The sequence below is a fragment of the Propionibacterium cyclohexanicum genome (assembly GCF_900111365.1).
GTDB classification, from domain to species: domain Bacteria; phylum Actinomycetota; class Actinomycetes; order Propionibacteriales; family Propionibacteriaceae; genus Propionibacterium; species Propionibacterium cyclohexanicum.
The window spans coordinates 1-14,207 of record NZ_FOGZ01000038.1 but is presented as its reverse complement, the minus strand read 5'-3'; the positions used below and the strand labels follow the sequence as shown (position 1 = coordinate 14,207).

Genomic DNA, 14,207 nt, shown 5'->3' with positions numbered 1-14,207 from the left:
CCCTCGGCTTCCGCAACCTCACCAACTACATCGCCCGCAGCCTGCTCGAGACCGGCGGCTTCAGACCCCACCTACACCCTCATCTGTGAAGAGCCAGATTGAGCATTGCGTTGAGCGCGTGGTAGTCGAGACCATCGAAAGCCGGATCTCGCGTGAAATCGGCCACTGTCTTGATCACTGCCGTGTCCACCATTGTCCCAATCCTTCTGTCACTCGTTCGACATCCCCTGCAGTGCCCAGGAGTTCTACCCTGCACAGATGCGGCACCTGGCACTTCTGGCTGATAATGTCGCCGGCCAGACCATATGCCGCACCGAAATTGGAGTTCCCTGTCGAGATCACCCCGCGCAGGAGTGCCCGGTTCTCCTCGTTGTTGAGGAATCGGATCACTTGCTTCGGGACGGCGCCTTGGCCGTGTCCCCCGCCGTAGGTGGGAGTGATGAGCACGAAGGGTTCCTCGACCCTGAGCAAGGGGTCGGCTGGTCCAATGGGGATGCGCCGGGCACGCAGGCCCAGCTTCCTCACGAAGCCCGCGGTGTTTCCCGAGGTACTGGAGAAGTAGACCAGCAGCGGCAGACCCGTCGCCAACGGCGTGGCCATCAGCACGCCAGTCCGCAAGCCGCGATGGCCTCCTCGCCCGAAAGCGAGGGCACATGGCGGTCCGCGCCTGAGAGGGCGCCGCCAAGGGGCTCAGTGAGCCGAGCAGCCAGCTCGGCGATCTTGTCGGGGCGGAATCCCGACCACTGATCATCGTCGGCTATGACAACGGGGGCCTGCAGATAGCCGAGTGCCCTGACCTTGTCCGCGGCGCCCGGACTGCGCGAGAGATCGATCACCTCATAGTCGATGCCTTTCGAATCCAGTGCTCGGTAGGTGGCCATGCACTGGACGCACGATGGCCGGCTGTAGACCGCGACCGTCATGGGATTCCTCTTCTCTGTAGTTTCCCTGGGGTGGAGTGCTGGGCCCTCGTCAGGGCACCCTTACAGCCGAGATACTACATGTTGGTCTTCTCGACGCAAGCAAACACAACCTGTAGTGTTTTCTCCGGTCACCGAGTGTCCTTCTCATATGACCTGCGCTCCCACCGATGGTCGCGCGGCGACCGGCGGCTCGGCACCGGAGCGCAGACCAGGGTGGACCCGCTGCAGGCCCATCACCGGTGCCCGGATCGGCTACCTCGTCGCGTGGCAGGGTGATCGAGGCCCTGCGGCAGGTATCCGCCTCCCCGGACACCTCAAGACTCACGGGCGCCTCAAGGCCCATGGACTTCCAGGCCCATGGACTTCCAGGCCCATGGACTTCCGAGCTTGGATCACAGGGGTACCTAGGCTTGGATCATGAGCGCCTTCGCCCCTCACGAGATCCTCCCCGATTCCCTGTTGACCCGATTGCACGAGCGGGCGGCCAGCCACGACCGGGAGAACACCTTCCCCGACGACGATCTGGCAGACCTGCGCGAGGCGGGCTATCTCCGCCTGTTCGCTCCTCGCGAACGCGGTGGGGCGGGCCTGGGGCTCGCCGAGGTGTCGGTGCTCCAGCAGCGGTTGGCCACTGCCGCCCCCGCAACGGCACTTGCCATCAACATGCACCTGGTATGGACCGGCGTGGCCAAGGTGATGGCCGATCGCGGTGTCGATTCGCTGCGTTTCGTCCTCGACGGTGCGGTGTCGGGGGAGGTTTTCGCCTTCGGCATCAGCGAGGCGGGCAATGACCTCGTGCTGTTCGGCAGCGACACCCAGGCAACGCCCCTGGCCGATGGCAGCTATTCGTTCACCGGTACGAAGATCTTCACCTCCTTGGCCCCGGCATGGACGCAGCTGGGGCTGCATGGCCTCGACACCTCCGATCCGGACAACCCCCGTCTCGTCTATGCGTTCGTCCCGCGCAGCGAGGCCGTGGTCACCCGTGACGATTGGGACACGGTGGGGATGCGCGCCACCCAGTCGCGCACCACCGAGCTGCACGGGGCGGTGGCGCCGGCCGACAAGGTGGTGCGCAAGGTCGCACCCGGCCCCAATGCCGATCCCCTCGTCTTCGGCATCTTCAGCGTCTTCGAGCTGCTCCTGGCATCGGTGTACACCGGCATCACGAGACGCGCGCTGAACCTCGCCGTCGACACGGCCCAACGCCGCCACTCGAAGAAATCCGGCACGAACTATGCGCAGGACCCCGATATCCGGTGGCGGATCGCCGACATGGCGCTGGCGTACGACGCGCTGCCCCCGCAGCTGGCGGCGCTGTGCCGCGATGTGGACGATCAGGTGGACCACGGCACACAGTGGTTCGCGCACCTGGCGGGAATGAAGCACCGGGCGGTCTCGACGGCCAAACAGGTGGTTGACGAGGCGATGCTGGTGGCCGGCGGTTCCTCGTACTTCTCGTCCTCGGAGCTCGGACGGCTCTACCGCGACGTGTTGGCGGGCCTGTTCCATCCTTCCGACCCGGAATCGGCCCACGCCACGGTGGCGAGCGCGTGGCTGGGGCCGATCAAGGGCTGACGCAGCTTGTGTGCGCGTGCTGGGGCGAGCCTGGCCGCTTGGGTTCACGTCCGCTTGAGTGGAGGCTGGTCGAGGCCGAGGATGGGCCCATGACCAGCACCCGCCAGTTCCAGATCGGCGACCACGTCTCGTGGAACTCGGAGGCCGGCCGGGTTTCCGGCCATATCCGGGCGGTTCACACCGGAGATTTCGGCTGGAAGGGCTATACGCACCACGCGAGCCAAAGCGATCCACAGTACGAGATCACCAGTGACAGGACTGATCATGTCGCGGTGCACAAAGCCGGGGCGCTGCGCCTGCTCCCCGAGAACTGAGTGAGGCGGCTCACCGAGGCGCCGGCGATGCCACACGAAACGGCCGCGCGCGTGCTCCGTGAGCCAGCTGGTTGTGGCATGCCGCAGCCCGATGGCATGCCACAACCCTGGACGCTCCCAGACCTCATCGCAGCGCTGAGGCGGGGCCCGTCCGGCTCCCGCATCACGACGCCGCGGCTGGAGAATCTCCCGCTCGACTCCCAGCCGGGTGATCATGCCGACCGGCGGGCGCTCCCACTGCTACTGGCGCTGTGATGCGCGAGGTGCTGGTGGCACGGGCCTCTTGCGTGGCTCTGGCCTCTGCTCTCGTGGATATGCCTGCGGCGACGAGGGCAGCCAGGGCGCCGGAGACGAGGAGGGGCCAGTGTCCTGCCGGGACGAGCACGCCCCCGAGCGCGCCGGCGATCGCGATGGCGAGGTACATGGCGGACGAGTTCAAAGCGACCGGCAGCCCGGTGCGTCCGGTGTCTGCAGCGAGCAGCCGATGCTGCTGGGGCCCGGCGATCGCCCACGCGGCTATCCCGTAGAGCGCCGCAGTGACGAGCACGAGGACCCGGCTGTCGGACGCGAGCCCAGCGAGGATGATCGCGGCGGCCGTGACGATGAGAGCGCCGGTCACCACCCCACGTGCTCCGTATCGGTCGGTGAGCGTTCCGGCAGCGAGGTTTCCGATGACTCCGGCGATACCGATGACCAGCAGGATCACGGCAAGGAAGCCGCTCTCGGAAGCGAGTCGCCGATAGACGACCGAGACATAGGCGTAGAACAGGTATACGGCAACGAAGCCGATCAGCGTGGTTGCCAATACTCGCCGAATGGCGGGCACCGCGAGCGGCCGCATCCGGTCGCGCAGCCCCCGTCGCGGACGTCCTGGCAGAGCAGGAATGCCGAGCGCAATCGCGATGGCGACGAGAACGCCGAGACCGGTGATCGCCCAGATCGCGCAGCGCCATCCGTATGCGCCGCCGATAAGCGTGCCGAGAGGTGCTCCGGCGGCGGTGGCGAGGGTCAGCCCGGTCATCACGATTGAGATGGCCCGGCCACGTCTGTGCGGCGTGGCGAGAGTGGCGGCGACCAGGGTGGAGGTCGGAGTGATCAAGGATGCTCCGGCGGCGGTGACTACCCGCCAGCACAGCACGGATCCCAGAGTCGGGGCCGATGCGGTGAGGGCGTTGCCCGCAGTGAACAGGGTGAATCCCGCCAGCAGCGTGGAGCGAGGCCGCCAGGTCTCGGCGAGCATCGCCAGCAGCGGTGCCGAGAGGGCATAGGCGAGGGCGAAGACCGTGGTCACCTGCCCCGCTGCGCCGATGCTCACACCAAGGTCAGCGGCGAGGGCTGGAAGCAGCCCCGCAAAGACGAGCCCCTCCGTGCCCACCGCGAACACGCCGACGGCGAGCAGTGGCAGAGCGGAGCGGGGCTGGGATCTCAAGACGGTACTCTTCTGTTCCATACTGGGATGGTACTGCACTGTTCCGTCTAGATGGAACAGCTTGGTATCGTCGTGCCGTGGCACGCAAGGCTCGGGAACGTCTCCTCGAATCCGCGCGCGAGCTGTTCGCGGCGCAAGGTATCCGCGCTGTCAGCGTGGAGCAGATCCTCGATGCCTCCGGGGTTGGCCGGGCGTCGTTCTACCGGCACTTCTCTGGCAAGGACGACCTTGTCATCGCCGTTCTTGCGCATTACAACGAGCATTGGCGCGACCTGCTTCACCACCAGGTGCCCGAGCGTGGCGCCGGTGTGCTCGGCGTCTTCGATATCTTGGCGCAGCGGTTCGCAGCCCCCGATTACAGAGGCTGTCTGGCACTGACGGCACTCATCGAGTTCCGCGACCCAGACCATCCCATCCACCAAGCCGCCGTAGAACACCAGGACCGCACCGCTACTGACCTTGCCGCGCTCCTTGATCCCGCCATGGGTCGGACAGATCGCGACAGGATCGGGCGGCAGTTGCTTCAACTCATCGACGCGGCCATGCTCACCGCCCTGCGCGACAACAGCGAGCGACCTGCACAGGAGGCCCGCACCACGGCCGCGGCACTGCTGCACCAGTACGACCTGTGACGCTCGACCCTCGAGGAGAACCTCCACTGTGACGGCGGCCCAGAACCGCGCTGGCGCCATGCAGTCAGCGGGCTGGGCATGGTGTCAGCGAGGAAGGCCACAACGATGTCGGACGCGAACCGCCTCTCGTGATTGCGATGATCCGCGACCCGAGAACAAGCTGCCACGGTGAAGGACCCTGCCGCCACGCCATGCTCGGCCAGAATCTGCTGGAGCTGAGGGTTCATGGCCAGACTGGGGGCGAATCAGCACCAATTCAGTCATTGTCGACAGCCCCACTCGTGCCAAAAGTGACGCAACTTCGCCCTCACGCCCCGAAGCCGGGCGAATCGCCCAACTTGAGTCAGAAAAAGCTCGCGAATCGTCCCGACGTATCCGGAGACTCTGTTGTTCGGGGAGGGTGGAGTCGTGTCGGGGAGGTATCTGGTCGAGCCGATCTGCGGCCAGCTCACCGAGCCGCGGCCAACTACGAGAATCGAGGCCGTAGGCCACGGTCCGCAAGCGGCGCGACGAGGACTTGAAACTGGGGATCGCCGCTGTCCACACGGCGAACTACGACCTCTGGGTGTGATGTCCGGGGGCGTTGTTTCGGCGACACGGCCGTGAGGAGCTGGGGGGCGAGGACCTCCGGTTGTGAAGTGGAGCTGTTCAAGGAACCGCTTCACGAACCAGGAGGCCCTCGTGTCCGACGCTCACGCTGCCCTGACTCCGCGCGCTCGTGTTCGGCTGGCGCGTCTGATCGTCGATGACGGCCGGCCACGGTCGGTTGTGGTGAAGCTGTTCATGGTCTGGACCGTCACGGCCCGGAAGTGGGCCGCCCGGTTCCGCGCCGAGGCATGCCCGAGGATGCAGGACCGGTCCAATCGTCCCAACTCGATGCCAACCACGACGCCGCTATCGATCAGTTCTCGAGCGGCGGCGACACCACCGGCAATGGCAGTCCACGGACCTCAGTTCGCGAGGGGCCAGGCCCCGGGGGCTTGTGGGAGGGGCTGGTCGCGAGATCAAGGCAGCTGGTGGGAAGTTGACTCGCGCGCCTCATGCGGCCTCGATTGTGGGGCGAATTGGCTGACCGACTGTCGCAGGCGACGGGCGAGCAGGTGCGCTCGGCCGCGATCGGGATTCTCGGCCGGCTCGACACCCTCACAGTGGGCGACCGCACTCCATCAGAACTGGTAAAGCCGCTGCGCTGCAGCGATCCGTGGAAACGGGGAATCAAACCGGAAATGTCGCTGGTGTGAACAACGACCATCTGGTGGAGCTAGGGGGATTCGAACCCCCGGCCTTCTCATTGCGAACGAGACGCGCTACCAACTGCGCCATAGCCCCAGCGTTCAACAGCAGACCAGAGGCTACCACCCCAAGCGCGGTCAGCCCAACGCTGCTGCTCACTCACCCACTGCCCGTGGCAGCTCCACAGGCTCATCGCGGCGATCCGGGGCGTCCTGTTCGCCCGGCTGGGATTCGAGCCGTCGGGCCACCACCGGCAACTGCCGATCGGCGGATGGGGGCTGAGGTGCAGAAAGATCGATGGTGCGCACCGAGCGCGGCACGAGCGGCTTGGAGACATAGGTGGGCGGAGTCACCGCCAGCGGCTCCCACAGGGAGGCCGCACCAGGGGCCACCGGGGTGTCCAGATCGATGCTGGCCTGCACCTCAGCCCCCATCTGATCGTAGCGCAGTCCCCCGACCCGCACGGTGGCCTCGCCCCAGTCCTCATAGGCCGCAGCCAGCCGCGCATCGAGCATGGCGTCGACGGTGCGGACGCTGATGCGGCTGAGGACGACAAAGCCCGCCAGCAGGGCAAACCCCACAACGGCGCACCACCAGGGCGCGTCGGTAAACACAGCGACGAGCACACCGGCCAGCGCCACGAGAAAGCTCCCGATGAGACCGACTCGACGCCGGCGCGCTGCGATCCGCGAGGCCCGGCGCACCTGGAAGAAGACGGCCTCGCGCTGCAGCGGTGTGGACACCTGCAGCTGAGGGTCGACCTGCTCGCTGTAACTCTTCCGGGAGCGCCTGATGACATGCATCGACGCCCCCAGGGCGTCGGCTGCCTCGGTTCCGCTCACCATGCCCGCGCCCTTGTGCAAAGCGAGCCTGGGAACGAGATATGCCAGCCATCCGGCAACGATCGCCAGCCAGATCAGTCCCGTCATTCCCATACCGACACCGTATGGGTCGAAGTCAAGAATTCACCAGAACACACGCCGACTGTCAGACATTGGAATCCGATTCGTCCTCCTGCGAGCCCGGCGCACTCGCCAGCCCGCCGCCGAGCAGCGCATGCGGGGCTACTCCATGGGTGAGGGCCCACACCACCCCGCCCTCCGGACGCGTCTCGTCGGTCATCACGTAGACCGAGTGATCGCGCCAGTCGCCGTCGATGTGCAGATAGCGCGGACGCGTGCCCTCGAAGGCGAAGCCCACCTTCTCGGCGACCCTTCGGCTCGGCCGGTTCTCGGGGCGCAGGCAGATCTCCAGGCGGTGCAGCCGAAGTACCTGAAAACAGTAGTCACTGGCCATCGCCACTGCGATCGGCATGAGACCGTGCCCAGCAAATCCCTTGTCGATCCAGTAGCCGATCGTGCCGCTGCGGGCCGACCCGTAACTGATGCCGGCCACGCTGAGCTGCCCTATCGCCGGCGCCTGCGCGGGAGCCCCGGCCGCCCCGGATTCCTCCTGGTCCCAGGCGAGCAGCCAGCTGAGCTGGCTTGCCTCGCGGCCGTTCTGGCGCTGCAGCCGGACGAGCCTGGACGCCGACATCGCAGGCGAGCCAAGTCCGGCGGGCGAGGTGGCATCCCAGGGTCCGGTCCAGCTCCGATTGCGCTCGCGCAGCGCCCGCAGCGGCGCTGCGTCCCGCCATCTCATCGGGCGCAGGACGAGCGCACCGTAGTGGAGGACGACCGGCCAGTCATGACGGGCGGGGAGCTCGAAACCGGCAGCCGCGGACACCTCAGTCCGCCGCCCGCCAGCAGTGCGCCACCCGTCCGGCAGCCAGGCCTGTGACATCGCCGGGTACGGCGATGAGCACATCGGCGTCGGTGAGCACATCGAGCCCACCGGCCCCGCTGAGCGGACGCACATGCAGCGCCTCGGCCTCCCGGCGCAGCCGGCCCGGCACGAGCTCGAAGACGCCGTCCTGTGACGTGACTGGCGCATCCAGGATGCAGGAGATCAGCTCGGGCACCACATGGCGTGCACCCATGAGCTTGCGCACCATGGCACGCCCGAACACCTGATAGGCGGCGTAGGCGGCGGTCGGGGCCGAGGGGAGCATGAGCAGCGGGATCTGGTCCTGGCCGATGAGCCCGAAGCCCTGCTGCCCACCGGGAGCCATCGCCACGTCGGTGAACTCGACCGGCCCGAGCCCTGCCAGCGCCTGTCCCATCAGCCCCTCGGGGCCGCCCGCCATGCCCCCGCAGGCCACGAGCAGATCGGCGCGGATGAGCTGGTCGGAGACCGTCTCGGCAACCGCCGCCGGGTCGTCTCCGGGGATCACCTCGCGCCACACCTGGGCGCCATCGGCCTTCGCTGCGGCCGCGATCATGTGCGAGGCGGCATCGCGGCGCTGGGCGGCATCGAGCTCCACCACACCCACTCCGGGGCGCGATTCGCCCACTGCCAGGACGACGACGCGTGGGCGTGGGCGACAGAAGACCTTGTCGAAGCCCGCCCCCGCGAGCAGGCCGATGATCCGGGCGTCGAGTCGCCGACCCGATTCCACGAGCACCTCCCCGTCGGCGGCGTCCGCACCGACGGCCCTGACATGCTCGCCCGATCTCACCGCGCGGCGCACCAGCAGCACACCGGAGTCCGCGGTGCCGTCCGTGAGCGGAAGCACGGCATCGGCGCCCTCGGGCAGGGGCTGCCCGGCGAGCACCGGTACCGCTGCACCGACCTTGTGGACATCGGAGCGGATGGCGAGTTTCGTCGCCGAGGTTGCGGACGGCTCCTCCAAGTCGGTGGCGATCACCGCGTAGCCATCGCACTCCGCCTCGGGCACGGCAGGCAGATCGCCCTCTGCGGTGAGGTCCTCGCACAGCGACAGCCCCCAGGCGTCGAGCAGCCTCATCCCGAAGGGCATGAGTGGCTCGACCATGGACAGCAGGTAGTCACGCTGGTCATCGACCGTTCTCAGGCCCAGCGGGCCCGGCTCGGGGGCCGCCGGCAGCGTCGGCTCGGGCTCGGGAGCCGGGGGCGGAGCAGGGCTCCTCTTGTGACCAAACAGCGCCATGCTCCCTACCATAGGGGCATGCCCGCTCCCCCCTCATCCCCCGGCGGCGCGGCGGAATCAGCGCCGACCACGAGCACCGATCCGGACGAGGTGAAGAAGGCCCTGCGCAGGACCTCGGCAAGCGCTCGGCGCGTCCTCGCCGAGGACACCCGGCGGCGCAACGACGAGTCCCGCACGACACGGGTGCTCAGCCTGGTGAGGGAGCAGTGGCCCGCCCACAAGGCCGTGATCGGCTGCTATCTGTCGATCTCACCGGAGCCGGACACCCTCGCCCTGGTCGCCCTCTTGCAGTCCATGGGGCACGAGATCCTGGCTCCCGTGCTGAGCCGGCGCGCCGGCACCGGAGCACCCCGACCTGTCGCGTGGGCGCGCTACGAGGGTCCGGCCTCGCTGACCCCCGGTTTCCATGCAATCCCCGAGCCCAAGGGCGAGGTCCTGCGCGCCGACGCCCTGCTCCGGGCAGACCTCGTCATCGCGTCGGGCCTGGCGGGGGGCCTGGACGGATCACGAGTCGGCACCGGTGGCGGCTGGTTCGACCGGGCCTTGACATCGCTGCCCGACGGGGCCCCGGTCTGGCTGCTTCTCAACGATTCCGAGGTGCACGCGTCGATCCCCCAGCAGGCACACGACCACCCCATCTCGACGATCGTCACCCCCACCCGCACGCTGAGGACCACCATGCGGGAATAGGACGGCCAGTTCGGCCGTTGGGCCGACCGAACATAGAATTGCGGCTGGCCATGCACCCGGTTGGCCAGCGAGGACGAGAGAAGCAATGCCGAACTACGAATACGCCTGCACGAGCTGTGGCGAACATCTTGAGGTCTTCCAGAAGTTCACGGACAAGGCACTGACCGTCTGCCCACAGTGCAGCGGCCAGCTCCGCAAGGTCTTCAGCCCCGTCGGGGTCGTGTTCAAGGGCTCCGGCTTCTACGCCACCGACAACCGGACCAGCGGAAAGACGAGCGCCGCGCTGCCTGCCGCAAGCGCATCCTCTGACTCCGACTCCTCGTCGTCTGCCGAGTCGAGTTCCAGCGCCGACAGCACACCGAAGGCCGACGCCAGCGCCACCTCCACAAGCACCTCCACGCCGGAGGCCAAGGTCGCCTGACCCCTCGGGTGCTGCTGGCCGGCTTGCTTTCGGCTCGGTGCTGCTGGCTCGGTTCTGCTGGGGGACGCTCCGCTAGGGCCCGGGCATAGCCATCCTGACGCCGAGAGAGATCCTCTGCACGGACTCGGGCACCGTCGGCAAAGGCATCACCGGCTCGGCAGTGTCCTGGGGAGCGCCGCTCGGACCAGGGGCAGTGCCTCATGCGAGTTTGACCGATTTGCGCGGTCCCCGCACACACTCCTGGTGTGAAGTTCTCCGCCTGGTTCGATTCCCTCAAACGTGCCGCCCGCTGGCACCGCCGTGGGCTGGGTGCTCTTGCGGCAGCGGCCTGCCTGGTGTGTGTCCTAGCGTCCCTGTCCCCCGCACCACCTCCTGCCCGAAGTGTCCTCATCACCACGGATGCCTTGGTCGCTGGCACGACGCTCGCCACCGAGCACCTGAAGTCGGTGGATGTGCCCCTCGGTCTCGTTCCCGACGGTGCACTCACGGACAGCCAGGCGGCCATCGGCCGCGTGTTAGCGGCGGGGCGGAGCCGAGGCGCCATCCTCACCGCATCCGATCTCGTGGGGCAGGGTCTGGTCGCCGGTGAGCCGGGGCTCGACCTGGTCTCTTTCCGGGTCGCCGATCCCGCAGTGGTCGAACTGTTGTCGGTGGGCGATCGCATTACCGTCATCGGCTCCTCCCCCGAAGGAGCAGTGAAGCCGCTGGCCGATCACGTGAGGATCGCTGCTCTGCACGAACAGATCGGCGAAGCCGGATTCGGTGGTACCACCTCGCAAGGTGCGCTCATTATCGTGGCAGCTCCGCCACAAACCGCCCAGGAACTGGCGGCGGCCGCTACGCAGTACACCCTTGGTGTGGTTCTGGACGGCTCGTGAACGTGCATGGCGATTTCCGGATCGGCACAGATTCCTCGTGAGGGTGGGGAATACTGGGCGCTGTTCTCCAGCTGAGCGGAGAGCTGGGTCCGCCGGGCCCTCCTTTGTGGTTCGGCAGCCCGTTCCAGAACTGACTATCAAGGAGAAATGTGAAGGGCTTCAGGGAATTCGTCATGCGCGGCAGCCTCATCGATACGGCTGTCGCTTTCATTATGGGCGTGTCGTTCGCCAGCGTCGTCACGAGCTTCACAAACCTCTTGATGAGCCTCATCTCCAAGCTTCTGGGAGGCCACCAGCCGAACTTCAATGACTGGGCACCAGGCGGAGTCCCTCTTGGCGTCTTCATCACGTCGCTCATCTCGTTCCTGATCCTGGCAGCCGTCGTCTACTACGCGATCGTGGTGCCGATCAACAAGCTCCGCGAGCTCCAGCAGCGCGGCAAGAGCGAGGAAACTCCCGAGTCCGAGACCGCGATCCTCGGCGAGATCCGCGACCTGCTGTCTGCCAACGCCGCGCCGGTGGCCAGGCGGGGCACCGGCGCCGGTTCCGAGGGCCCCATCGACCTGTGAGGCGGGCCTGCCGGTGAGATCACGGGGCGGTCGGTCGGGCTTGGGTCAGCCCACCGCCCCGTGATGCGGCGGTCGGTCGGCGAGCAGCCGCCGGTCCTCTGCATCGAGTGGCATCTGGGCGTCGCGAACCCCGGCGTCAACGGAGTCGAGTCCCAATACCCGGATGCACTCGGCCATCCAGGCTTGGAAGCGAGCGAATCCGACGGCACGAATGCGCTCGTCTGGCAGCTCGACCGGCCAGCGCCGGCCCAGGGCGCGACACTCCCGTCTGGCCTCGCGGATTCGCGAGGAATCCCAGCCCTGCGCGGCGAGCTCGGCGAGCAGCTCTTGAGGGGTGCCGGCGTCGCGGGAGCCCGCCAGCTGGACACCTGGCCCGACCAGTGCCTCCGCACAGGTCGCGGCAAGCCGGGAATCATCTTCGGCCGGTGCGGTCATACCTCGCCGAGCACTGCGCCGTCAGGGACGGTGCCGCCTTCGGCGCCGAGTTCGACAGTGCCCTTCACGGTCACATTGCGCCCGAAGGACCAGTCCCCCTCGACGCTCAGGGTGCGGGCTTCGCGCAGCCCGAGGGGATGGGGGAAGCGCCTGTCGAATTCCGACACGAACTTGTATGGCTTGCCGAGATCGACACCCGGGATGCGCTCCACCTGGGCGTGCAGCCGTCCGTCATCGCCGATCTCATAGACGTCGGAGCGGAGCAGGAGCAGCTCGTTGGTCTTCTTTACGGGCACAAAACGGTCGCGGCCCACGAGAATGACCCGGGCATCGTCGAACAATTCGACAGCCGCACCCATGGCGCTCTCCACCTGGATCACCTCCGGGCTGTCGGAATTGGTCGGATCGACGGTCTTGGTATTGCGGATGAGCGGCAGCCCCAGAACGCCGTGTCGCTCTTCGAGCTTGGCCTTCAGCGAGACGAGGTTCCACCACAGATTGTTGGCATGGAAATACCGGTGCACCGTCTCGTCGGTGAAGTACTTCATGTCTTCCGCCGAGGTCTGCGCCGTGTCGCGCAGGATCAGCCGGCCGTCGGCCTTGCGGATGGCGAGATGGCCGCCCTTCTTGTCGTTGACTGTGCGCGTGCACACCTCGGACGCCCAGTCGGCGCCGGTGTCCGCGAACCACCCGGCGATCCTTGCGTCGGGGCAAGCACCGAGGTTGTCGGAATTGGACACCGCGGCATAGCGGTAGCCGGCATCCAGCAGTTGGTCGATGAGGCCCGAGTCGAACAGCGAGGCGTAGATGTCCCCGTGGCCCGGCGGGCACCATTCGAGATCGGGGTCCTGTGGCCACGACACCGGGGTGAGATCGTCGGCGCGAAGCTTGGGTTCCTTGCTCTGGAGGAAATCGAGAGGCAGATCGCCGACCGGAAGCTCCGGATATCTGGACAGCGCCGCCAGGGTGTCGTCATGGGTGTTGAAGGAGTCCATGAGCAGCAGGGGCAGCCTCACACCCCACTTCCTCCGGGCGGCCAGCACTTGGGCCACGACGATGTCGAGGAAACTCTTGCCCTCGCGCACCTCGAGCAGCGACTTGGCACGGTCCAGCCCCATTGAGGTGCCCAGACCGCCGTTCAACTTGATGAACACCGTCTTCGACAAGGCGTGACGCGCCTGATCCTCGCTGACCTGGACGCTGTCCAAGCGCGGCGGATCGCTGATCGGGGTGATGGAATCCTCAGCGATGAGCCCCGTGGCCCCGGTTTCCACCTGCTCGTAGTAGTGGCTGAATACATTGATGGCAGTCTGTCCGACGCCCGCGTCGGCCATCTTGTGCTGGGCTAGCTGCAGACCCTCAGTGCTCATGGCCCCAGCCTATCCAGATCGCCCTGCGGCACGGAGGGCGCTGCACGACTGGGCCCCATGCGTCGCGGCCGGCCGTCTTGGTGAGTGCACCTCCGACGGCTAGGCTGATTGCCCGGGCCCCGTAGCTCAGGGGATAGAGCAGTGGTTTCCTAAACCATGTGTCGGAAGTTCGAATCTTCTCGGGGCCGCAAGGGGAAACGTCACAAGGCTCACCGGCGGATCAGTTCATGGACGGTCTCCCTACCGTACCGCTGGCCTGCGGGTACGGGGATCACCGTTGGTGCCGACACGGACGCCGGGGAGGGCGCCGCGGGTGGTCGATCAGGTGTTGGTCAATGGTTATTGATGGCCAACAGGAGCTGGTTTCGTCAATCAGGAACAAATCTCATAGTGTTTTCCTGCATCATCCCGAGAACGGGTGAGTACTTATTCGTCGTCGTGCGGAATTTGCTGGGGAATCTGGAATCGCGATCCACTCGTCTCAGCAAGTACGCCAAGATCGCGGCAAGGAAGTAGACCTTGTGCGCGTCGACCCACTCCAAATGATGGAGATCTGACCCCATCAACTTTGGGTTAATATTTTTGGGAGGGCAGGTCGTACTTCGATTCCAGATGCGCGCATTGTGGGCACATTGAAGCGCCCCAGGTTTGATGCCGCATCCTTGTGAGTTGGAAGGATAGATGTCATGCCGAAGAAGATTGATCCCGCGCTGCGTGAGCGCGCTGTC

The 14,207-nt window shown here is 66.7% G+C and carries 17 protein-coding genes, 2 tRNA genes and 1 pseudogene; 10 read left to right on the top strand and 10 right to left on the bottom strand.

The features are described from left to right. Positions 1 to 174 precede the first annotated feature (174 nt). Both nrdI and nrdH read right to left on the bottom strand, forming a co-directional pair. The gene (gene nrdI, locus BMX93_RS12235) at positions 175 to 600 is read right to left on the bottom strand and encodes a class Ib ribonucleoside-diphosphate reductase assembly flavoprotein NrdI (protein ID WP_091971493.1); all 426 of its coding nucleotides are present in this window, start codon (positions 598 to 600) and stop codon (positions 175 to 177) included. Then, positions 600 to 923, bottom strand: a complete 324-nt coding sequence (gene nrdH / locus BMX93_RS12230; RefSeq protein ID WP_091971469.1) for a glutaredoxin-like protein NrdH — start codon at positions 921 to 923, stop codon at positions 600 to 602. The genes nrdI and nrdH overlap by 1 nt, the downstream gene beginning before the upstream one ends. A gap of 417 nt (positions 924 to 1,340) precedes the next feature. Here nrdH and BMX93_RS12225 point away from each other — a divergent pair, with 417 nt between their 5' ends. Next, entirely contained in the window at positions 1,341 to 2,501 is a 1,161-nt protein-coding gene (locus tag BMX93_RS12225) for an acyl-CoA dehydrogenase family protein (protein WP_091971467.1), read from the top strand. A gap of 89 nt (positions 2,502 to 2,590) precedes the next feature. Further along, positions 2,591 to 2,815: a hypervirulence associated TUDOR domain-containing protein gene (locus tag BMX93_RS12220; protein ID WP_091971463.1), complete on the top strand. Its 225-nt coding sequence runs from the start codon at positions 2,591 to 2,593 to the stop codon at positions 2,813 to 2,815. Between the two features lie 163 nt (positions 2,816 to 2,978). On the opposite strand, the gene BMX93_RS12215 is transcribed toward BMX93_RS12220, so the two are convergent. Next, positions 2,979 to 4,265 (bottom strand): MFS transporter, encoded by a 1,287-nt coding sequence (locus tag BMX93_RS12215; protein WP_091971460.1) that lies wholly within the window; start codon positions 4,263 to 4,265, stop codon positions 2,979 to 2,981. A gap of 56 nt (positions 4,266 to 4,321) precedes the next feature. Here BMX93_RS12215 and BMX93_RS12210 point away from each other — a divergent pair, with 56 nt between their 5' ends. The 3 genes and pseudogenes from BMX93_RS12210 to BMX93_RS13365 all read left to right on the top strand — a co-directional run bounded on the left by BMX93_RS12210 (position 4,322) and on the right by BMX93_RS13365 (position 6,117). After that, positions 4,322 to 4,876, top strand: a complete 555-nt coding sequence (locus BMX93_RS12210) for a TetR/AcrR family transcriptional regulator (RefSeq protein WP_091971457.1) — start codon at positions 4,322 to 4,324, stop codon at positions 4,874 to 4,876. Positions 4,877 to 5,557: 681 nt separating this feature from the next. Then, positions 5,558 to 5,797 (top strand): annotated as a pseudogene (locus BMX93_RS13370) (IS481 family transposase); the annotation flags it as partial. 143 nt (positions 5,798 to 5,940) lie between these two features. Then, positions 5,941 to 6,117 carry a hypothetical protein gene (locus tag BMX93_RS13365; protein WP_245725859.1) on the top strand — a complete coding sequence of 59 codons (177 nt, stop codon included), beginning with the start codon at positions 5,941 to 5,943 and terminating at the stop codon, positions 6,115 to 6,117. A gap of 12 nt (positions 6,118 to 6,129) precedes the next feature. Here BMX93_RS13365 and BMX93_RS12200 read toward each other — a convergent pair. From BMX93_RS12200 to BMX93_RS12185, 4 genes are all read right to left on the bottom strand, one after another. Further along, positions 6,130 to 6,205: transfer RNA gene (locus BMX93_RS12200), tRNA-Ala, on the bottom strand. Positions 6,206 to 6,264: 59 nt separating this feature from the next. Next, positions 6,265 to 7,044 (bottom strand): hypothetical protein, encoded by a 780-nt coding sequence (locus BMX93_RS12195; protein ID WP_143052915.1) that lies wholly within the window; start codon positions 7,042 to 7,044, stop codon positions 6,265 to 6,267. Positions 7,045 to 7,096: 52 nt separating this feature from the next. Continuing rightward, a complete protein-coding gene (locus BMX93_RS12190; protein WP_218139340.1) occupies positions 7,097 to 7,834 on the bottom strand; it encodes a GNAT family N-acetyltransferase in 738 nt (245 codons plus the stop codon). 1 nt (position 7,835) lies between these two features. Continuing rightward, entirely contained in the window at positions 7,836 to 9,116 is a 1,281-nt protein-coding gene (locus BMX93_RS12185) for a molybdopterin molybdotransferase MoeA (RefSeq protein WP_177170233.1), read from the bottom strand. 18 nt (positions 9,117 to 9,134) lie between these two features. On the opposite strand from BMX93_RS12185, the gene BMX93_RS12180 reads away from it, so the two are divergent. The 4 genes from BMX93_RS12180 to mscL all read left to right on the top strand — a co-directional run bounded on the left by BMX93_RS12180 (position 9,135) and on the right by mscL (position 11,674). Then, on the top strand, positions 9,135 to 9,806 hold the full coding sequence (locus BMX93_RS12180) for a 5-formyltetrahydrofolate cyclo-ligase (RefSeq protein ID WP_091971445.1): 672 nt from the start codon (positions 9,135 to 9,137) through the stop codon (positions 9,804 to 9,806). Positions 9,807 to 9,891: 85 nt separating this feature from the next. Further along, positions 9,892 to 10,227 (top strand): FmdB family zinc ribbon protein, encoded by a 336-nt coding sequence (locus tag BMX93_RS12175; RefSeq protein WP_091971443.1) that lies wholly within the window; start codon positions 9,892 to 9,894, stop codon positions 10,225 to 10,227. A gap of 245 nt (positions 10,228 to 10,472) precedes the next feature. Next, positions 10,473 to 11,105, top strand: coding sequence for an SAF domain-containing protein (locus BMX93_RS12170; protein WP_091971441.1), 633 nt, complete (start codon positions 10,473 to 10,475; stop codon positions 11,103 to 11,105). Positions 11,106 to 11,254: 149 nt separating this feature from the next. Continuing rightward, positions 11,255 to 11,674: a large conductance mechanosensitive channel protein MscL gene (gene mscL, locus BMX93_RS12165; RefSeq protein ID WP_177170232.1), complete on the top strand. Its 420-nt coding sequence runs from the start codon at positions 11,255 to 11,257 to the stop codon at positions 11,672 to 11,674. 45 nt (positions 11,675 to 11,719) lie between these two features. Here the strand turns inward: mscL and BMX93_RS12160 are convergent, their stop codons facing one another. Then, positions 11,720 to 12,109, bottom strand: coding sequence for a hypothetical protein (locus BMX93_RS12160; RefSeq protein WP_091971439.1), 390 nt, complete (start codon positions 12,107 to 12,109; stop codon positions 11,720 to 11,722). Then, positions 12,106 to 13,479: a UTP--glucose-1-phosphate uridylyltransferase gene (locus tag BMX93_RS12155; RefSeq protein WP_091971437.1), complete on the bottom strand. Its 1,374-nt coding sequence runs from the start codon at positions 13,477 to 13,479 to the stop codon at positions 12,106 to 12,108. The genes BMX93_RS12160 and BMX93_RS12155 overlap by 4 nt, the downstream gene beginning before the upstream one ends. A gap of 115 nt (positions 13,480 to 13,594) precedes the next feature. Here BMX93_RS12155 and BMX93_RS12150 point away from each other — a divergent pair. Further along, positions 13,595 to 13,667: transfer RNA gene (locus BMX93_RS12150), tRNA-Arg, on the top strand. Positions 13,668 to 13,847: 180 nt separating this feature from the next. On the opposite strand, the gene BMX93_RS13175 is transcribed toward BMX93_RS12150, so the two are convergent. Beyond that, positions 13,848 to 14,207 (bottom strand): Abi family protein (locus BMX93_RS13175; RefSeq protein WP_218139339.1); only part of this gene is annotated, 360 nt, incomplete at its 5' end.